The 19,322-nt window shown below is 35.7% G+C and carries 18 protein-coding genes and 3 pseudogenes; 8 read left to right on the top strand and 13 right to left on the bottom strand.

Translation table 11 applies throughout. The features are described from left to right. Positions 1-296 precede the first annotated feature (296 nt). The 5 genes and pseudogenes from ACZZ95_RS23095 (at position 297) to ACZZ95_RS23075 (ending at position 6,799) form a co-directional block, all read left to right on the top strand. Entirely contained in the window at positions 297-1,340 is a 1,044-nt protein-coding gene (locus tag ACZZ95_RS23095; RefSeq protein ID WP_463470868.1) for an efflux RND transporter periplasmic adaptor subunit, read from the top strand. A 5-nt stretch (positions 1,341-1,345) separates the two neighbouring features. Next, positions 1,346-4,518 (top strand): annotated as a pseudogene (locus tag ACZZ95_RS23090) (efflux RND transporter permease subunit). 19 nt (positions 4,519-4,537) lie between these two features. After that, positions 4,538-5,221, top strand: a complete 684-nt coding sequence (locus ACZZ95_RS23085; RefSeq protein ID WP_463470867.1) for a TolC family protein — start codon at positions 4,538-4,540, stop codon at positions 5,219-5,221. Next, positions 5,199-5,945, top strand: coding sequence for a TolC family protein (locus ACZZ95_RS23080; protein ID WP_463470866.1), 747 nt, complete (start codon positions 5,199-5,201; stop codon positions 5,943-5,945). Before ACZZ95_RS23085 ends, ACZZ95_RS23080 begins: the two co-directional genes overlap by 23 nt. A gap of 353 nt (positions 5,946-6,298) precedes the next feature. Then, positions 6,299-6,799 (top strand): hypothetical protein, encoded by a 501-nt coding sequence (locus ACZZ95_RS23075; protein WP_463470865.1) that lies wholly within the window; start codon positions 6,299-6,301, stop codon positions 6,797-6,799. Between the two features lie 1,183 nt (positions 6,800-7,982). Here the strand turns inward: ACZZ95_RS23075 and ACZZ95_RS23070 are convergent. From ACZZ95_RS23070 to ACZZ95_RS23010, 13 genes are all read right to left on the bottom strand, one after another. Continuing rightward, positions 7,983-8,666, bottom strand: coding sequence for an MFS transporter (locus tag ACZZ95_RS23070; protein WP_463470864.1), 684 nt, complete (start codon positions 8,664-8,666; stop codon positions 7,983-7,985). A 47-nt stretch (positions 8,667-8,713) separates the two neighbouring features. Further along, positions 8,714-9,289: an MFS transporter gene (locus ACZZ95_RS23065; RefSeq protein WP_463470863.1), complete on the bottom strand. Its 576-nt coding sequence runs from the start codon at positions 9,287-9,289 to the stop codon at positions 8,714-8,716. A gap of 117 nt (positions 9,290-9,406) precedes the next feature. Next, positions 9,407-9,847 carry a MaoC/PaaZ C-terminal domain-containing protein gene (locus tag ACZZ95_RS23060; protein WP_463470862.1) on the bottom strand — a complete coding sequence of 147 codons (441 nt, stop codon included), beginning with the start codon at positions 9,845-9,847 and terminating at the stop codon, positions 9,407-9,409. A gap of 108 nt (positions 9,848-9,955) precedes the next feature. After that, positions 9,956-10,606 (bottom strand): Gfo/Idh/MocA family oxidoreductase, encoded by a 651-nt coding sequence (locus tag ACZZ95_RS23055; RefSeq protein WP_463470861.1) that lies wholly within the window; start codon positions 10,604-10,606, stop codon positions 9,956-9,958. Continuing rightward, positions 10,557-11,030: a Gfo/Idh/MocA family protein gene (locus ACZZ95_RS23050; protein WP_463470860.1), complete on the bottom strand. Its 474-nt coding sequence runs from the start codon at positions 11,028-11,030 to the stop codon at positions 10,557-10,559. The genes ACZZ95_RS23055 and ACZZ95_RS23050 overlap by 50 nt, the downstream gene beginning before the upstream one ends. A 33-nt stretch (positions 11,031-11,063) precedes the next feature. Next, the gene (locus ACZZ95_RS23045) at positions 11,064-12,320 is read right to left on the bottom strand and encodes an extracellular solute-binding protein (protein ID WP_463470859.1); all 1,257 of its coding nucleotides are present in this window, start codon (positions 12,318-12,320) and stop codon (positions 11,064-11,066) included. Then, entirely contained in the window at positions 12,320-12,451 is a 132-nt protein-coding gene (locus ACZZ95_RS23040) for a hypothetical protein (RefSeq protein ID WP_463470858.1), read from the bottom strand. Before ACZZ95_RS23040 ends, ACZZ95_RS23045 begins: the two co-directional genes overlap by 1 nt. Position 12,452: 1 nt before the next feature. After that, positions 12,453-13,457, bottom strand: coding sequence for a CaiB/BaiF CoA transferase family protein (locus ACZZ95_RS23035; RefSeq protein WP_463470857.1), 1,005 nt, complete (start codon positions 13,455-13,457; stop codon positions 12,453-12,455). Between the two features lie 97 nt (positions 13,458-13,554). After that, on the bottom strand, positions 13,555-14,112 hold the full coding sequence (locus ACZZ95_RS23030; protein ID WP_463470856.1) for a CoA transferase: 558 nt from the start codon (positions 14,110-14,112) through the stop codon (positions 13,555-13,557). 16 nt (positions 14,113-14,128) lie between these two features. Further along, positions 14,129-14,488: a CoA transferase gene (locus ACZZ95_RS23025; RefSeq protein ID WP_463470855.1), complete on the bottom strand. Its 360-nt coding sequence runs from the start codon at positions 14,486-14,488 to the stop codon at positions 14,129-14,131. Next, positions 14,463-14,699 (bottom strand): CoA transferase, encoded by a 237-nt coding sequence (locus tag ACZZ95_RS23020; RefSeq protein WP_463470854.1) that lies wholly within the window; start codon positions 14,697-14,699, stop codon positions 14,463-14,465. The genes ACZZ95_RS23025 and ACZZ95_RS23020 overlap by 26 nt, the downstream gene beginning before the upstream one ends. Next, positions 14,696-15,505: a hypothetical protein gene (locus tag ACZZ95_RS23015; RefSeq protein WP_463470853.1), complete on the bottom strand. Its 810-nt coding sequence runs from the start codon at positions 15,503-15,505 to the stop codon at positions 14,696-14,698. The genes ACZZ95_RS23020 and ACZZ95_RS23015 overlap by 4 nt, the downstream gene beginning before the upstream one ends. Next, positions 15,453-15,845 carry a hypothetical protein gene (locus ACZZ95_RS23010; protein ID WP_463470852.1) on the bottom strand — a complete coding sequence of 131 codons (393 nt, stop codon included), beginning with the start codon at positions 15,843-15,845 and terminating at the stop codon, positions 15,453-15,455. The genes ACZZ95_RS23015 and ACZZ95_RS23010 overlap by 53 nt, the downstream gene beginning before the upstream one ends. A 396-nt stretch (positions 15,846-16,241) precedes the next feature. Between ACZZ95_RS23010 and ACZZ95_RS23005 the strand changes: the two genes are divergently transcribed. The 3 genes and pseudogenes from ACZZ95_RS23005 to ACZZ95_RS22995 all read left to right on the top strand — a co-directional run bounded on the left by ACZZ95_RS23005 (position 16,242) and on the right by ACZZ95_RS22995 (position 19,320). Further along, on the top strand, positions 16,242-17,102 hold the full coding sequence (locus ACZZ95_RS23005; protein ID WP_463470851.1) for a fumarylacetoacetate hydrolase family protein: 861 nt from the start codon (positions 16,242-16,244) through the stop codon (positions 17,100-17,102). A 177-nt stretch (positions 17,103-17,279) separates the two neighbouring features. Beyond that, positions 17,280-18,294 (top strand): annotated as a pseudogene (locus tag ACZZ95_RS23000) (zinc-binding alcohol dehydrogenase family protein). A 227-nt stretch (positions 18,295-18,521) separates the two neighbouring features. Continuing rightward, a pseudogene (locus ACZZ95_RS22995) lies at positions 18,522-19,320 on the top strand (SDR family oxidoreductase). The last annotated feature ends 2 nt before the right edge of the window (positions 19,321-19,322 follow it).

Here is a 19,322-nt window from a genome sequence, read left to right as displayed (position 1 = left end):
AAAGCATTTTAGAGCCGATAAGTCAAAAATTAAACACTTGTTTAATATTTTAAAAAAACCATCGGTTGTGAACGTACCTTTATCGATTATTTTTTACTCTTCGTCTATTTGAAATTTTTTGCTTGTTATATTTTACTTATTTTGTATTCATATAATCGATAATTACACATTTTTCACAATGAATAAGCAATCATTTTTAAGTATTCTCGCAAGCATCAATTATTATCGCTTCATGCGGTAAAAATGATAAATCGGCTCAGGCCAGCGGCGCACCACAGATAAAAGAGTATAAGACTGTGACATTACAGCCGGAATCAGCTACATTAAACAGCGATTTTCCAGCTAGTATTCAAGGACAGCAAAATATAGAAATCCGTCCAAGAGTTGAAGGATACATTGATAAAATTTTTGTAGATGAAGGAGCAGTTGTAAAAGCTGGACAGCCTTTATTTAAAATCAGTGCTCCAGAATATGAGCGACAAGTAAGAACGGCTACAGCTAGTATTAAAAGTGCTCAAGCAGATTTAAGCGCCGCTAAATTGGCTGTAAATAAAGTAAAACCTTTGGTTGAAAAAGGAATCATCAGTAAATACGATTTAGAATCGGCACAATATACTTATGAGTCGGCTCAGGCAAATTTAGCACAAGCAAATGTCGCTTTAGTAAATGCTAAAACCAATTTAGGATATACAACCGTTACAAGTCCAGTAAACGGAGTTGTAGGTTCAATTCCATTTCGTTTAGGAAGTTTGGTAAGTTCTAATACAGCAGATCCTTTAACAACAGTTTCAAGTATTGGAAATGTTTATGCTTACTTCGCAATGAACGAAAAAATGCTTTTGAACTTTACTCAAAACAATACTACAGGAGCATCTCTAGCACAAAAAATCAAAAGTATGCCGGCAGTTTCTTTATTGCTTTCTGATGGATCAACTTATGATGAAAAAGGGCATATCGAAACCGTAAACGGATTGATTAATACAGAGACAGGTTCTGTTAATATTAGAGCTCGTTTTCCAAATTCAAAAGGAATTATCAGAAGCGGAAGCGACACAACAGTTCGTATCCCAACTGATGTGAAAGATGCTATAATTGTACCGCAAAGTGCCACTTTTGAACTTCAGGATAAAATTTTCGCTGTAGTTTTAGGAAAAGACGGAAAAACAAGAAATGCTAATATTACGATCCTTGACAATTCAGCAGGAAATTATTACGTAGTAACAGAAGGCTTAAAAGCAGGAGACGAAATTGTATTAGAAGGAGTAGCTTCTTTAAAAGAAGGAAGTGAGATTAAAGCTCAAAATCAAAAACCAGAAACGGTTTATGCTGACTTAAAATAAAAAAAATGTTTAAAAAATTTATACAAAGACCTGTACTCTCGACGGTAATATCTGTTATTATTGTCATTTTAGGTGTTTTAGGCCTAATTGAGTTACCTATTTCTCAATATCCAGATATTGCACCGCCAACCGTAAACGTGGCGGCAAGTTATACAGGAGCCAATGCAGATGTGGTACTAAAAAGTATTGTAATTCCGTTGGAAGAGCAGATTAATGGTGTAGAAAACATGACTTACATGACTTCTACAGCAACTAATGATGGTAACGCTTCTATCAAAATTTTCTTTAAAGTAGGAACAAATCCAGATTTAGCGGCTGGTAAACGTTCAAAACAGGGTTTCTAGAGCAACAAGTTTATTGCCGGTTGAGGTAACTCAGGCGGGTGTTACAGTAACCAAGAGTCAGAGTAGTAACTTGTTGATTTTCTCTTTATACAGTGATGACAAAGCTTACGATCAGACGTTTCTTCAAAATTATGCTAAAATCAACCTTGTACCGCAGATTCAGCGTGTAGTTGGGGTGGGAGACGTAACCGTATTTGGTGCAAAAGATTACTCTATGAGAATTTGGCTGAAACCAGACATAATGCGACAATACAAATTGATTCCAAGCGATATTTCGGTCGCTTTGGCAGAGCAGAATATCGAAGCGACACCAGGTAAATTTGGTGAAAACGGAGATCAAGCTTTTCAATATGTAATTAAATACAAAGGTCGTTTAACAAGTGCACAGGAATTTGAGGATATTGTTATCAAATCTGTTGGAAATGGGCAAATGCTTCGTCTTAAAGATGTTGCTAAAGTTGAGTTAGGATCTTTGAGTTATTCATCAACGATTAAAACAAATGGAGTAGAATCGGCGACGATGGCAATCAGCCAGACTCCTGGATCTAATGCACGTGACGTAATTATCAATTCTAAAAAGTTGATTGAAGAAGCGACAAAGAGTTTTCCAAAAGGAATGAAATATACCATTATGGTGGATGTCAACGAAAATTTGGATGCCTCTATTGAAAAAGTAATTCACACCTTGATCGAAGCCTTTATATTAGTTTTCATCGTGGTATTTATTTTCCTTCAGGATTTTAGATCAACATTAATTCCAGCTATTGCGGTTCCAGTTGCGATTGTAGGAACATTTTTCTTCCTGAATTTATTCGGATTTACCATTAACTTATTGACACTTTTTGCGATGGTTCTAGCCATTGGTATTGTGGTCGATGATGCAATTGTCGTCGTCGAGGCCGTTCACGCGAAACTCGATACTGGTTATAAATCGGCTAAAAAAGCGACTATTCATGCAATGGACGAAATTTCAGGAGCAATTATTTCGATTACATTAGTAATGGTCGCGGTATTTATTCCAGTAACTTTTATTACAGGTTCAACAGGGGTTTTCTATAAACAGTTTGGTATTACACTGGCAGTTGCGATTATTCTTTCGGCAGTAAATGCCTTGACGCTGAGTCCAGCTTTGTGTGCGCTTTTACTAAAACCGCATGCAGACGATCATAAACATAAAAGTTATTTACAGCGTTTTTATACCTCATTTAACGTTGCATTTGATAATGTAACCGAAAGATACAAACGTTCAGTAAGTTTCCTTTCTGTAAAAAAATGGATTGTATTAGCTTCGATTTTGATCGCTGGTTTGGCCTTATTTTATATGATGAAAACTACGCCGTCTGCTTTCGTTCCTTCGGAAGATCAGGGAACTGTCTTTGCTAACATTAGTTTACCGCCATCAGCTTCTATGGAACGTTCTGATATAATGGCTAAAAAAGTAGACAGTATTGCGAAGACTATTCCAGGAGTTAGAAATACACTTCGTATTGTGGGGCAGAACTTTACAGCAGGTGCGGGTAGTGCCTACAGTATGGTTATTGTGAAGTTATACCCTTGGGATCAGCGTGATTTAAGTGTTGATGACGTAATTGGACAGCTTTTCGCTAAAACAAGCGGTATTCGTGAGGCTAGTATATTCTTTATTTCGCCTCCAACCATTCAAGGTTTTGGTCAAAGTGGTGGATTTGAATTTCAATTACAGGATAAAGGAGGACATAGTACAGCTGAGTTCTTTAAAGTAAATAACGAATTCCTTGCAAAACTGGCAGAACGTCCAGAAATACAATACGCGACAACGCCATTTAATCCTGGATTCCCTCAGTATATGATGGATATTAATTTAGCGAAAGCGAAAGATGCAGGAGTTTCTGTAAACACGATTTTGTCAACCATGCAGGGTTATTATGGTGGATTGTATGCTTCGAATTTCAACAAATTCGGAAAGCAATACCGTGTAATGATTCAGGCGACACCAGAGTTTAGAACAAATACACAAGGATTAAATAAAATATTTGTTCGTAATAGTGCAGGAAATATGGCGCCAATTACCGAGTTTGTAAAAATGACGAGAGTTTTTGGACCAGAATCTATTTCGAGATTTAACTTATTTACGTCTATTGCAATTACAGGAGCACCAAAACCAGGTTACAGTTCTGGAGATGCTATTAAAGCTATTCAGGAAGTTGCCGCAGAAAATCTGCCGGCAGGTTATGGTTATGAATTCTCTGGATTAACACGTGAGGAATTAGCTTCTGGAAGTGAAACGATTTTCATTTTTATTTTGTGTTTGGTTTTCGTTTACTTCTTATTAAGTGCTCAATACGAAAGTTATATTCTTCCGTTTGCGGTATTATTCTCCATTCCGTTTGGATTGGCTGGAGCGTATTTGTTCTCGATTATTTTCAAATTGAATAGTAATATCTATTTACAGATTTCCTTAATCATGTTGATTGGACTTCTTGCCAAGAACGGTATTTTGATTGTCGAATTTGCTTTGGACAGAAGACGTAAAGGTCTGCCCGTTGTACAAGCAAGCAATCGAAGGAGCCGTAGCACGTTTACGTCCAATTTTGATGACCTCTTTTGCCTTTATTTTAGGACTTGTTCCGTTGATGTTTGCTTCTGGAGCAGGTGCAGTTGGAAACAAATCGATTGGTACTGGAGCCGTAGGAGGTATGTTAATTGGAACCATTTTAGGAGTATTCGTTATTCCGGTTCTATTTATCATATTCCAAAATTTACAGGAAAAAATAAGCGGTCCCGCAAAGGATGGTTATGACGACGACGATGATGATGACGAGGAAATTCATTTATTAGAAGCTCATAAAGAGTAAAATTTAATTAAAAACAGAGATGACGAATAGTTCAAATAAATATATTCTTATGGTAATCACAGCCGCACTTTTAAGTGCGTGCTCGATTACCAAAAAGTACGAACGCCCAACTACACTCTCGACAGATAAGCTTTATCGTGATGAGGTTTCTACCGATTCAACTACGATTGCTAATATGCCGTGGCAGAGTGTTTTTAAAGATCAAAAACTAAATGCATTAATTCAGAAAGGTTTAGATCAAAATCTTAACCTGAAAAATGCCATTGAGAATATTGTGCAGGCACGAGCTTCTTTACGTCAAAGTAAATTAGCCTATTATCCAACATTACAATTGGATGCAAATGCAACACATACGAAGCAATCTGAAGCTGGACTTAACTTTCCTCCGGGAATTAATATCAATACCTTAACGACAACGTATAAGTTAGGTTTAAGTACTTCTTGGGAAGCTGATATTTGGGGAAAACTAAGCAGTTCTAAAAGAGCGGCTTTGGCATCTTATTTAGCAACAGATGCGGCAAAACAGGCAGTTCAAACACAATTAATTTCAGATATTGCTAACAATTATTTTTTATTGTTGTCGTACGATGAATCATTAAAAATCACGAAAGAAACATTAGAAAGCCGTATCAAAAACGTGGAAACAATTAAAGCTTTAAAAGAAGGCGCAATTGTTACAGGTGCTCGCGGTTGTTCAAAGTGAAGCAAACCAACATGCAACTGAAGTTTTAATTCCAGATTTGAAGCAAAGCATTCGTGAAACGGAAAATGCTCTAAATATTTTATTAGGACAAGCTCCAGGACCAATTGACAGAGGTGAAATTGGAACACAGGTTATTCCAGAAACTCTTGCTGTTGGAGTACCTTCTCAACTGTTGGAAAATCGTCCAGATGTCCGTCAAGCGGAATTTAATTTCAGAGTGGCTTTTGAATCAACAAATTTGGCAAAAACTTATTTTTATCCAAGTTTAACTCTTACTGCAAGCGACGGATTCTCGAATTTAGAGTTGAAAGACTTTTTTACCAATTCGATTTTTTACTCTATAATTGGAGGTTTAACGCGACCCATTTTTAATCAGGGGTTGAATAAAATGAGATTGACAACGGCACAGTCACAACAATTACAGGCTTATAATAATTTCCAGCAAAGTCTTTTAATCGCTGGTCAGGAAGTTTCAAACGCCTTGTATTCGTATCAAATGGCAGTTGAAAAAGAAGACTCAAGACAAAAACAAATTGATGCTTTAGAAAAAGCGGTTGATTTTACACAACAGCTTTTGGAATATAGCTCGGCTACGAATTATACAGATGTATTGACTTCAGAGCAAAATCTTTTGACAGCACAATTAAACGGAATCAATGATAATCTTCAAAAACTGCAAGCTTTAGTTAATTTATACAGAGCTTTAGGTGGAGGATGGAAATAAAATGATCTGATTTTTTGAAAAAATGGCCGTTTGTCGTTATAATTGTGTCTTTGGTCTAAATAATATTTAGTATCCATAAATTATATATAATTTTGGACAATAAGATAAATAATCGAATTCACATTTATAGGCGATAAAGTTCCACAACATCAAATTAGATGATCGCTTGATTTTTAATAAAAACATGACTAAAAAAGCCTCAGAAATGAGGCTTTTTTTTATATAATGTATATCGGTTGAAAAGTACTATTCGTCGATTAGTTTTACCATTCTGTATAATGAATGCGCTAACCTTAAATATTGGCATTACTTTAGATTCATATATACTAAATTAATATTTAAGATCTAAAAACATGAAAAAGTTAGTATTTGCCTCAGTGCTCTTTATGAGTGTATTTTTCGCCCATGCGCAAGTGTCCGTTAATGTAAATATTGGAACTCCGCCAAACTGGGGACCACAAGGTTACGATGACAGCAGATATTATTACCTGCCAGATATCGATGTGTATTATGACGTAAATCAAAGTTCCTTTATCTACGATAATGGAGGAAAATGGATCAGAGAAAAAAGACTTCCTTCACGATACAGACAATATGATTTGTATTCAGGTTACAAAGTTGTTTTGACTGATTATAGAGGAGATTCTCCATACTCCTATCATACCAAACACAGAGCAAGTTATCCAAAAGGTTATCATGGAAAACCTCAAAAAAACAGAGGAGAAAAACCAGTAAAAAATGCTAAACCAAAAGGACAGCAAAAGCAGGATAATAAAAATAATAACAAAGGAAATAAAAACTCCAAACAACAGTCAGACAAAAACTACGATCATTCTAATGGCAAACACCGTTAGTCCTTAAACATGACTAAAAAAAAACGCCTCCAATTTTGAGGCGTTTTTGATTTTATCAAGGATTTCCAGCGGGACGTTATATTTAAAGAAGCGCATTTTTCACAACATAAATGCCTCAGCGAGGCGAAATATATCAAGTGTATACAAATAATATATTCAAATATAGCCCACGGTTTTAACCGTGGGAATCGTGTGGGGATAATGATTCATCTTATAAGAGCATTATATCGCTCCTCTGGAGCTTTGTTTCATTGTGTGTATTTTGTTTCTAGAAATATCACGCTCCTCTGGAGCTTTATTTCATTGTGTGTAATTTTATTGGCTATAAACATTACGTTCTGCTGGAGCTTTAAAATAAAGTCCCAGAGGGATGTTATATTTATAGAAGCGCATTTCTCGCAACATAAAAGCCTCAGAGAGGCGAAATATATTATGTGTATTTTGTTGTCTACAAATATTACGCTCCTATGGAGCTTTATTTCATTGTGTCTTATTTTATTGGCTATAAACATTACGCTCTGCTGGAGCTTTAAAAGAAAGTCCCCGAGGGACGTTATATTTATAGAAGAGCATTTTCTCACAACATAAAGCCTGTGAAAGGCGAAATATATCAAGTGTATACAAAATAATATATTCAAAACATAGCCCGCGGTTTCAACCGTTGGAAACGTAGCGAAATGTTTATAGAAATGCATTTTCTCGCAAAATAAAAACCTCAGAGAGGCGAAATATATCTAACGCACACAAAGTAATATATTCAAATATAGCCCACGGTTTTAACCGTAGGAAGCGTGTGGGGATAATAATTCATCTTATAAGAGCATTATATCGCTCCTCTGGAGCTTTATTTCGTAGTGTATATTTTGTTGGCTACAAATATCACGCTCCTATGAAGCTTTATTTCATTGTGTCCTATTTTTGGCTATAAACATTACGCTCTGCTGGAGCTTTAAAATAAAGTCCTAGAGGGACGTTATATTTATAGAAGCGCATTTTCTCAAAACATAAAAGCCTCAGAGAGGCGAAATATATCTAACATATACAAAATAATATATTTGAATAGCCCACGTTTAAAACCGTGGGAAACGTTTAGCGATACTATTTTTATGACATCAAATCCCAATAAAAAAAGGAGGTTATCTCATTTTGAGAAAACCTCCTTTTAACTATAAAACTGAATTTCTTATTCAGAAACTGCTTTTACTTTGTGACCAAAAGCCCCGAAAGAAAGAATAATCAAAAAGCAAACGAGCGGAATAATATATCCTGATTGAATATCATCATGATTCATATCGATTAAAGTTCCCATTCCATAAGGAATAATTGCTCCTCCAACAATCGACATTACCAGCCACGAAGAGCCTGTTTCCGTATTCGATTTTAAGCCTTTAATACCCAATGAAAAAATAGTTGGAAACATAATAGACATAAAAAATCCGATTCCTCCAAGCGCATAAATAACAACGATTCCAGAGCCATAAATAGCAACTAAACAAAGTATAGCACTCATTACGCAATAGATAGAAAGGAGTACATAATCTTTTACAAAACGTAAAAAGAATGTACCAATAAAACGTCCCGCCATAAAAAGGAAACCATAGATTCCTAAGTAGTATCCAGCCGTTTTTTCGTCTAATCCGGCACCTTGCTGTGCTATACGAATAAAGAAACTAGTAATACAAACCTGTGCACCAACATAAAAAAATTGAGCAACAACGCCCCAGCTTAAATGTCTGAATTTTAAAACAGAGAAAAAACCAGGTTTAATTTCCGCTTCTGTATGAGTTGTTTTCATGGAAGGCAATTGCACAAAGTAGAAAACAATAGCAACAAGAACCAATATACTTCCTAATACGATGTAAGGCATTTTTACAGATGCTCGCCTCACCTAATAAATAAGTCGCTTTTTCTGCCTCAGGCATTGCCGCCATTTGCTCTGGTGTATGATTTGTTCCAGAAAGAATAAAAAGCGAACCAACAATAGGAGCAACCATTGCGACTAATCCGTTGAAAGATGCTCGCTAAATTCAGTCGTTTTGAAGAAGATTCTGCTGGCCCTAATATCGCCGCGTACGGATTCGCACTGGTTTCTAAAATAGTCAAACCACATCCAATTACAAATAAAGCAAATAAGAATAATTCGTACGTTCTGGTGTTAGCCGCAGGCACAAATAAAAAGGCTCCAACAGCAAATACTAAAAGTCCCGTAATAATACTGTTTTTATAGCCAAATCTTTTAATCAGCATCCCCGCAGGAATTGCCATTATAAAATAAGCAAAGAAAACAGAGGTATCAATTAAAGTAGATTGGCGATTGTTTAATTCGCAAGCTTTTTTTAAGTGCGGAATCAAAACAGAATCTAAATTATGGGCCATTCCCCAAAGAAAAAATAGGCAGGTAACGAGAATAAAAGGCAAAAGATATTGATTTCCCTTTCCGCCTTCTGTCGGCACTTCATGTTGATCGCCGGCTTGGTTTGTAATTTGCATTGTTTAGATAGTTTTTTGAGTTATTTTTTTAGGTTCAGAGGTACAAAGGGACAAAGGCTCAAAGTGAAGAAACCTCTGTCCCTTTGCACCTTTGAACCTTTGTCCCTTGAAGAAAAATCATTTTTTCTTTACCAAAAGTAAATGGTCACATACCAAAACGACTTCACCGCGTTGGTTAATGATTTCTACATGTTCAGTTACGGTTCCCATTTCAGGGTTTTTAGCTTCTCCTTTTTCGGAGATAGTTATTTCAGAGTGAATAGTATCGCCAATATGAACTGGTTTTACAAAACGCATTTTGTCGTATCCTCTAGAAAAAGCTTCAGGATTTATTTCTGATGCAGTCAAGCCGATTCCGATGCTGAAAACCATGGTTCCGTGTGCAATTCTTTGTCCAAATGGCTGTGTTTTACACCATTCTTCATCCATGTGGTGCGGAAAGAAATCGCCAGTATGTCCGGCATGAACCACAAAGTCAGTTTCTGTGATTGTTCTTCCTAAAGTTACTCGTTTGTCGTAGATTTTATAATCTTCGAAAAAAGTCGATTTAAAATACATATTCTTGATATTTTTTTACCGGCCTTACTCTTAAATAAATGTCAAAATTACGTTTGTTTGAAGAAGGCTTAAATTTATTTTTTTTGGTTTTGAAATATAGTGTTTTAATTACACTTCATCAAAAGAAATACCTCCATTTTTACTGCTGATGTAGCAGGCCTCTACAACTTTCATTGTTCCTAAAACATCTTGGACGCTGGCAGATAATGTGGAGTCAGAACCTTCCTTGTAGCGCATCAGATTTGACATTGCCCCAATAAATGCTTCTGGAAACCAAGAACCTTCCAGTTTAACTTCGGTCCATTCGTATTCCTTTTCGTTATCTTTTTTTGCCAAAGCATATTCAAAAACGTCCGGAAGACCGTCAGGATAGTTCATTAATAAGCCCATTTTTGCTCGAATTGCGCCTTTTGTTCCTTCCCATTTGATATAACTTTCTTCATGTTTTGGTCCAAAATGATGATCGTGATTCGTATTGATAACAACATGCAGATCTTCCGCATAATCTAGTATAATTGTCGATCTGCTTGAAGATAATTTTTTAAGCGGATGTTTAGCCGTTTTCGCCATTACACCTTTCGGGTTTCCTAAGAAAGAACGAATACAATCGATATAATGTACACTATGAAAAAGAATTTCCAATCTTGGATGTTCTTTAATTAAAGGAAATAATTCCCAAGGTGTATTTACGGTAACTTTGAATTCTAAATCATAGAGTTGACCAATAATTCCCTCGTTTATTAAATAACGGGCGAGCACTTACAAATGAAGCAAATCGCAGTTGAAAGTTGATTGCGGCAACCAGATTTTTTCTTTCGCAAACTTCTACAATCTCGCGTGCTTGAGTCAAATCATTTCCCATTGGTTTCTGAATCAAAACCGCGACACCGTCAGGCAATTGTTCTAAAATTTCAATGTATTGATCAGGTAAAACGGTAATATCGTAAACTGCATTCGAAGGCGCATTTTTAACGGCATCTGCAACACTTTCAAAAACATGATCAATTTTGAATTGTTTCTGTAAATCGTATGCTTTTGAGATCGTTCTGTTGGTAATACCAAAAACTTTAAAACCAGCCATTTCATAAGCAGGAAGGTGCGCATCTTTTACAATACCACTTGCTCCAATAATTACAATTGGCTGTTCTGTTTGGGGAAGTAAAGGTTTATATTGAATATTCATTTGTTGTATATTTATAAATTAAGCCTGCCAAGTTTAATTTTTGACAGAGCCATGTAATGTTGTTCCTTGACTTAATTTTCTTATTTTTTTCTGAGTTTCTTCTAAAAGTGTTTCAGACGAAATATCAGTTTCAATGGCTTTTAAAACTACGCCGTCAATAAGTTCAGCTACTTTTGGCCAGATTGGGGTTTGGGGTAATGTAAATGCATTTTCATGAAGCATTTCCAGTTTATGATAAAATGGAATTAAAGTATTGATTTCTTCGTCTTTCCAAGTCGATTTCCTGCATCCAATACCGCCTTCCTTGGTTAATAATTTATCACTTTCGGGAGTAGTTGCAAAACGTAAAAAATCATAAGCCAGTTTTTTGTGTTTGCTTCCTGAACCAATGGTGTAAAGCCAATATACATTCAAAGAAGCTGTTTTATGACCAGGATCAGATGGGAGGGAAGTGATGTCAATTTTTCCTTTCACTTTCGATTCTTCAATTACTTCTGCCATCGAAGCAAATCCAAACCAATTTATGGCCATTGCCGCTTGTCCTTCGGCGAAAGCCAGACCCGCTTCAACGGAACCAAATTCTCTCGATTTTGGATGAACAGCAGTTGCATCATTGACCATTTTTCTGTAAAAATCCAATGCTTTTATTGTCGCTTCATTATGAATGTCAATCTGATTTTTTTTGTTTAACAAAGAACCGCCTCTTGTCCATAATTGCAGACAAAAGTCAAAAACCATATTATGTCCGTCTGGATAATTGGCAAAGACAGAACCGTATAAATTTTGTTCGGGACGATTAAAAAATGTGGCAATTTCTGCGAATTCCTGCCACGTTTTTGGTGTAGAAAGTTCGTAACCAAACTGTTTTTTAAAATTCTCTTTTTCCGTTTCGTTTTCGAATAAATCTTTTCGATAAATCAGACATTCTGGGCCGTCATGAAATGGAAGTCCGAAAATGCCATTACTTAGTTTTTGTAAATGCAAAAGCGATTTATGCCATCCGAAAGGATAGTTTTCGGGTGGATTTTCTCCAATTAAGGAAAATAAATTAAGAACCGCATTTTCGTTTACAGCATCAAAAATCCAATCGGTGTTGATATGGGCAATGTCCCATTTTCCTTCTTTTAAACCTTTTTCGGAAATTGTAGTTTCGTATAAATCATGAAGTTCCAACGGAATCATTTCTGCTTCAATTTTTATATTGTTTTGAAGAGAAAATGCATCCCACAATTTTTGAAGTGTACTTTCGAACGGATCGAATTTTCGAACGGCGATTCTAATTTTTTCCATCAGTTAATAAATTCTTTAATAATTTTTTCGTTGTCCTGACCTAATTTTGGAGAGCCTTTTTCAGAAGTCAGATATTCACCGTCAATTTTTATCGGACAGCGTGTTGTTTTATAAGTGTAACCGTCAAGCATTTCAACTTGCTTGCGTAAAATTCAAAACCTTAAAACCATCTTCTTCAAATAATTGCTGATAGTTTAAAACTCCCGCACACCAAATATCTGCTGGTTCTAAAATATCCAGCCAGAATTGGGTTTCCTGCGTTTGTAAATGATCGGCAAGAATATTTTTTATTTCGTCTCTAAGTGTAAATTTATTTTCAGGAAATTGTAATAAAGCATCACATTTTAGTAGAGAAGCCAAAACAGGAATAGAGCCCATCGCTAGCGCTAAATAACCATTTTGCGTTTTGTAAATTCCGTATGGTGCACCCAGATAAGCGTGTGCGTTGTTGGTTTTGGTTCGAACAGGAAGTTCTCCGCCGTCATTAAAATAGGTTGTAATAGTCTCAAATTGAAAATCAAAAGCCGATTCGAGCATACTAACCTGAATTTGTGCGCCAATATTATGAGTTGCTTTTCTGTACAATGCGACCAAAATTCCTTGCGCTAAATGTGCTCCGGCAAGCATGTCTACAATCGATAATCCCATTGGTACGGGACCGTCTTCCTGATTACCGCTTAACCACGTTAATGCTGTTAAAGACTGCAAAAGCAAATCCTGCCCCGGTAAATCTTTTAAATCTGGATGTTCTCCAAAACCTGAAATCGAAGCGTAAATCACATTTGGATTTATACTTTTAACTTCATCATAACTCAAACCGATGCGTTCCATGACGCCGGGTCTGAAATTGTGCATGACAACATCAGCTTTGGCTAATAATTTTTTTAGTTTTTGAAGTTCCTCTGGCTGTTTAAAATCAATAGCAAAAGATTCTTTGTTTCTGTTGATGGTATGAAAAACAGAGGATTCGCCATTCATAATCAAATCAGAAGTATATAAAGTACGGCAGATATCTCCCGTTCCTGGTTTTTCTATTTTTATCACACGCGCTCCCAAGTCTGCCAGACGCAAACTCGCCGACGGACCCGAAAGAAACTGACTGAAATCTACAATTAAATAATCTTCTAATGGTTTCATGTTGTGTTTAACCGTTTTATCGTTTATTTGTTTAACCGTTAATTCGTCGATTTGTTTAATACGATTAAACGATTAAACAAATAAACGATTCAACAATCTAGCTAATAAACTCTTTATGTATATTCAAATTGTCTTGTCCAACTTTTGGCGCCGCTTTTTCACTTAACAGAATTTCTCCATCCAATTGAATCGGACTTCTTGTGGTAACCAAAGTTTCGCCTTCGCTATTTTTTACAGTTTGTTTCAGCTGTAATTCATTTACAAAAGGCTGATTATCTAAATCTTCGTAATTAAAAACTTTACCGCACCAAATGCCTTCTTTTTGCAATACTTCAATCCAATAATCAGAAGATTGGGTTTTTATTTTTTCGCTCAAAATCGTTCTGATTTCATCTCGTTTTTCAAACCAAAGATGTTTATCTGCATATTGATTTAAGTTTAAACCTAATGCTTTTCCGATAAAAATCAAATCGCCCATCGCAAGAGACAAATAGCCGTCTTGTGTTTGGTAAACGCCATAAGGAGCACTCAAAAAAGCATGTGCACTTCCGTTAATATCTCCTCTTTCAGGAAGCTGTCCCCCGTCATTTAGAAAAGAAGTAATCGCTTCAAATTGTACATCGAGTATAGATTCTAACAAGCTGACTTCTACCAAAACTCCTTTTTTAGTTTTAGCTCTTTTTAAAAGTGCTTGCTAAAATTCCCTGTACAAAATGATTCCCGCACATTAAATCGGCAACAGCCAAACCAAAAGGAACTGGGCCTTGGCTTTTGCGTCCACTCAGCCAGCTTAATCCAGAAAGCGATTGTAATAACAAATCTTGTCCCGGTTTTTTGGCCCACGGACCTTCATTACCGTAACCTGTTATGGTTCCGTATATAATCTGCGGATTAATAGAAAGTGAATTTTCAAAATCTAATCCGATTTTTTCCATCACTCCAGGTCTGAAATTATGTGTCATAATATCCGCCTTTTCGATTAGTTTTTTAATCAAAACTAAATCGTCAGGATTTTTTAAATCGGTCTGCAAAAGACTCTTTATTTCTGTTTATGGTATGAAAAAGTAAACTGCTGTCATCGACAAATAAATCTTTAATACTCAATTGTCTGCAGGCTTCACCTTTAACTGGACGTTCGATTTTGATAACGCGCGCTCCCAAATCGGCTAGTTTTAAACCAGCCGAAGGTCCTGCTAAAAACTGGCAGAATTCCAGAACAATTAATCCTTCTAAAGGTCTCATATCGTTTGAATTTTTAGAGATTCCGCATAAAGCGAATTCATTTCTTCCAATACTTTTAATTCGTCTCCGCCTTTCATCAAATAATTACGAACCACATCACCTGCGTGATCTTGAAAGTACATATGTCCGTAATATCTCGGACGAAGGAAAGCGCGTTCTAGAGCTGGCAAAGTATTTTTGAAGTAATCATGCGTTACGCCATTGATTCTCTCACTTTTCCAAGCTTGTAAATGTCCAGGCTGACCGCCATTATCGGTATAAATATTTTGTTGTACTTGAGATGAACCTGTAAATTCGGCATATTTTATCGCTTCTTCAATATGCTCGCTGAATGAAGAAACAGCTAATCCAGTTCCTCCCAAAGAAGAAATCATTGGATTGTTATTCAATTTTACTAAGTCATAAAAATGTAAAAGGTTCTGGCTGTAGCCGATGCGAGAATAATTTGAATAACCGTAAGCAAAAGGGCAATAGGCAATTTCGTCTGAATTGACCATTGCTTCATAAACTTGAATAGGATTTCTGTTAAAGTTTGTAGGATCAATCAACTGCGCCAGTTCTCTAAACATTTGAAGTGCTTTGATTCCTGTCGTTTCAGAAATCACTTTTTCTTCAGAAAGAAAAGGAGCTTCGCCTAAACTACAGCAAAACATATAAAAACTCATCAAAACATCCACCGGAATTCCAGCAAAAGCTACTAAGCCTTTTTTAGCTAATGCTAATAAATCATCGTAGGTTTTTGGAACTTCTAAATTATTTTTTTCCAAAAGATCCAAGCGTGCAGACGCAACCGGAGTTGCGAGCATCGATAGGAAGCGCCCATAATTTGTCGTGAAAAACATAACTTCCGTACGATTTTCCAACAGTATTTATTTCTTGATCTTTAATATATTCGGTTGATAAATAATCAGATAACGGAAGAATCGCTTTAGTCTGCGCTCCAAATCCTGTCCAAGGATGATCAATTACCAATAAATCAAATCTTTTGGCTAAGTCTTCGATAGAAGCATCTGCAAATTCTTGTAAACTTCTTTTCTCCCAAGAAATTTCAACATCAGGATGTAATTCAGTAAAGCGTCGCGATGTGGCAACCATAGGAAGCAGACCTCTTGTGTGGTTCCAAGTTATGCCTTTTAATTTTATCATTTTGTATAGGAATTTTGGGTAGTGAAATCGTTTGAAATAATAAATGTAAAATTTACAATTACAAAAGTAGAAATAAGATTTAAATGCACAAGAAATCCTTTCTTTTTAAGAAATCTTTTTTACATAAATCGATAATTAGTGATATAATTTTTACAAACCGTCTAAAAAATGTTATAAAATTTAAAGTTTAGTCATTTTAAGAACAGGAAAACGAAATATATCTCGAATATTAATTTTTAAAAAGTATTTTTGTAATTGTATTTTTTACATTTATTAATTTTGCTTTGGTATTTTGATGAATTTCGAAATTAAAAAAAGCAGAATTGCAAGCAATGATATACAGTTGATGAACTGATTTCATTATAAAAAATAAACTAACAACTAAAAATATACGATATGAAATTAATACGTTTTGGAGAAATCGGAAAAGAAAAACCTGGAGTTTTAATTGGAGAAAAGAGATTTGACGTTTCTTCGATTGTAACCGATTTTAACGAAAGTTTTTTTGAAAATAACGGATTAGAGAAATTACAAAAAGCATTGGAAAGCAATCCAGTTTTACCAGAAGTAGATGCTTCTGTACGTTTAGGATCTCCAGTGTCAAGACCTTCAAAAATAATCTGCATTGGTTTAAATTACATTGACCATTGCAAAGAAACAAATGCTCCGATTCCGACTGAACCTATAATTTTCTTTAAATCGACAACTTCTTTATGCGGACCCGATGACGATTTGATTATTCCAAAAAACAGTGAAAAAACAGACTGGGAAGTGGAGTTGGCTTTTGTTGTTGGAAAAAAAGCAAGTTATGTAGAAGAAGGTGAAGCTTTGGATTATGTAGCGGGTTATGCTTTGTTAAACGATTACAGCGAAAGAGCTTTTCAGTTAGAGCGCGACGGGCAATGGGCAAAAGGAAAAGGAAGTGATACGTTTGCACCTCTTGGACCATTTTTGGCTACAAAAGACGAAATCGAAGATGTTGATAATTTAAAGATGTGGCTGACTGTAAATGGTAAAAAATACCAAGACAGTAATACTTTAAATTTAGTTTTCAAAATTCCTTATTTGGTGCATTATTTAAGTCAGTTTATGACTTTGCTTCCTGGCGATATTATCAGCACAGGAACGCCTCCGGGAGTTGGATTAGGCATAAAACCAGATCCTATTTATATTAAAGCCGGCGATGTTGTGGAACTTGGAATCGAAGGTTTAGGAACAAGTAAACAAAAGGCTGTAACATATCAAAAAGTAATATAACGATCTGTTATTGTACTAACGAATGGTGACGCGGATAAAAGGATTATTTCGTAAAAACGCGGATTAGAACGGATTTTATATTTAAGAAAATTAATGAAAAATCCGTTCTAATCCGTGTCTTCGCGATAGCCAATCTGTATCATCTGCGTCTAATTAGAAATTTAAACGAAACGAAAAATGAAATATATTGTTTGCGAAAAGCCTCAGGAATTTCTATTGAAAGAAACTAGTATTCCAGAACCAAAAGAAGGCGAAGTTTTATTAAAAATTAAAAGAATCGGAATCTGCGGAACTGATATTCACGCTTTCGGTGGTACACAGCCGTATTTTGAATATCCAAGAATTTTGGGGCACGAATTGGCGGCAGAATATGTAAAAGGAAATGCGACAGGTTTTAAACCGGGAGATAAAGTGACTTTTATTCCGTATTTCAACTGCGGAAAATGTGTTGCCTGCAGAAACGGATTGACAAACTGCTGTGTAAATATTAAAGTTTTCGGAGTTCACATTGACGGCGGAATGGCAGAATATGTCTCAATTCCTGAACAATATTTACTGCACGGTCAAGGTTTGGATTATGATGAATTGGCTTTGGTAGAGCCTTTGGCAATTGCAAGCGCACGGAGTTAGAAGAGCGGCTGTAAAGCCAACTGATACGGTTTTGGTAATGGGTGCTGGACCAATCGGAATTGGTCTGATTCAGTTTGCTAAAATCGCTGGAGCAAAAGTAATCGTAATGGATATTAACGATTACAGATTGAATTTCTGTAAAACAGAACTAAAGGCGGACGAAACGATTAATCCGCTAAACGATGATGTTGCTCAAAAATTAGCCGAACTGACAAATGGCGATATGGCAAACGTAGTAATTGATGCGACTGGAAATCAGAAAGTAATGAACAGCGCTTTTAACTATATTTCGCATGGCGGAAGATTTGTTTTGGTTGGACTTCAAAAAGGAGAATTGAGTTTTAGTCATCCTGATTTCCACAAAAGAGAATCGACTTTAATGAGCAGTAGAAATGCGACAATCGAGGATTTTGAATATGTAATGAAATGTTTGAAAGAAGGTAAAATCGATCCGAAGAAGTATATCACGCACAGAACAAGTTTTTCTGAAATGATAACTGATTTTGGAAAACTAATTGATCCTAAAAACAATGTGATTAAAGCGTTAATTGAAATAGACTAAAAGTATTATAATAAAGTTTGTCATCCTTGACAAAAATGCTGAATAAATATTAAACACATAGAAACATAGATTTTAATGTGTGTAAAAGAGAATAAAAAAGAAACTAGTTTCTTAACACATAGCTATGTGTGTTAATGCAAGTGAAACGTCTTTTAAACGGTTTTAAAATCTAGGATTCTATGTGTTTAAAAGATCTAACTACTACTAAACTTTAATACCCACAAAAAATGGATTTAAACTTAAAAAATAAAATAGTTGTTGTTTCTGGTTCGGCTGGAAAAGAAGGCAGTATTGGAGAAACAATCGTTAACAGATTGGCAGATGAAGGTGCCATTCCGGTTTTAGTTGACAGAAATGCAAGAGGTTTCGAATATGTGGAAAGACTTCAAAAAAGAGGCGTTAATTCCTTATTTGTACAGTCTGATGTAACCGATCCTACTGCAATAGAAAATGCTGTAAAAGTAATCGCGACTAAATACGGTAGAATCGACGCTATAATTAATAATGTTGGTGTAAATGACGGCGCAGGTTTAGAATCAAGCTACGAGGATTTTATGAACTCACTGAAATTGAATGTTGTTAGTTACTTTTTAATGGCTAAGTATACACTGCCATATTTAAAAGAATCAAAAGGAAATATTTTAAATATCGGTTCGAAAGTGGCGTTAACAGGGCAGGGCGGAACTTCAGGTTACGCGTACTGCGAAAGGCGGCGTTTTGGGTTTAACTAGAGAATGGGCAGTAGATTTGATTCAGTACGGAATTCGTTCCAACGCGATTATTATTGCCGAAAGTTATACTCCCGCATACGAAGATTGGATTAAAACACTGCCAGACGGCGAAACTGTGTTGAATAAAATCAACAAAAGTATTCCGCTGGAAAGCCGAATGACTAAAACAGAGGAAATTGCAGATACAGCACTTTTTATTATTTCCGAAAAATCATCGCATACTACAGGACAATTTGTTTTTGTGGATGGAGGTTACGTACATTTAGACCGCGCTTTAATCAGCGATGTTAATTAAAA

This window comes from Flavobacterium sp. AC267, assembly GCF_979258715.1.
This window is presented reverse-complemented; position numbering and strand designations above follow the sequence as displayed.

Coding starts and splice junctions, on each gene's coding strand:
- ACZZ95_RS23085 (WP_463470867.1), top strand. CDS start 4,538: ATGACGAATAGTTCAAATAAATATATTCTTATGGTAATCACAGCCGCA.
- ACZZ95_RS23075 (WP_463470865.1), top strand. CDS start 6,299: ATGAAAAAGTTAGTATTTGCCTCAGTGCTCTTTATGAGTGTATTTTTC.
- ACZZ95_RS23070 (WP_463470864.1), bottom strand. CDS start 8,666: ATGCCTTACATCGTATTAGGAAGTATATTGGTTCTTGTTGCTATTGTT.
- ACZZ95_RS23065 (WP_463470863.1), bottom strand. CDS start 9,289: ATGCAAATTACAAACCAAGCCGGCGATCAACATGAAGTGCCGACAGAA.
- ACZZ95_RS23060 (WP_463470862.1), bottom strand. CDS start 9,847: ATGTATTTTAAATCGACTTTTTTCGAAGATTATAAAATCTACGACAAA.
- ACZZ95_RS23050 (WP_463470860.1), bottom strand. CDS start 11,030: ATGAATATTCAATATAAACCTTTACTTCCCCAAACAGAACAGCCAATT.
- ACZZ95_RS23045 (WP_463470859.1), bottom strand. CDS start 12,320: ATGGAAAAAATTAGAATCGCCGTTCGAAAATTCGATCCGTTCGAAAGT.
- ACZZ95_RS23040 (WP_463470858.1), bottom strand. CDS start 12,451: ATGCTTGACGGTTACACTTATAAAACAACACGCTGTCCGATAAAAATT.
- ACZZ95_RS23035 (WP_463470857.1), bottom strand. CDS start 13,457: ATGAAACCATTAGAAGATTATTTAATTGTAGATTTCAGTCAGTTTCTT.
- ACZZ95_RS23020 (WP_463470854.1), bottom strand. CDS start 14,699: ATGAGACCTTTAGAAGGATTAATTGTTCTGGAATTCTGCCAGTTTTTA.
- ACZZ95_RS23015 (WP_463470853.1), bottom strand. CDS start 15,505: ATGCTCGCAACTCCGGTTGCGTCTGCACGCTTGGATCTTTTGGAAAAA.
- ACZZ95_RS23010 (WP_463470852.1), bottom strand. CDS start 15,845: ATGATAAAATTAAAAGGCATAACTTGGAACCACACAAGAGGTCTGCTT.
- ACZZ95_RS23005 (WP_463470851.1), top strand. CDS start 16,242: ATGAAATTAATACGTTTTGGAGAAATCGGAAAAGAAAAACCTGGAGTT.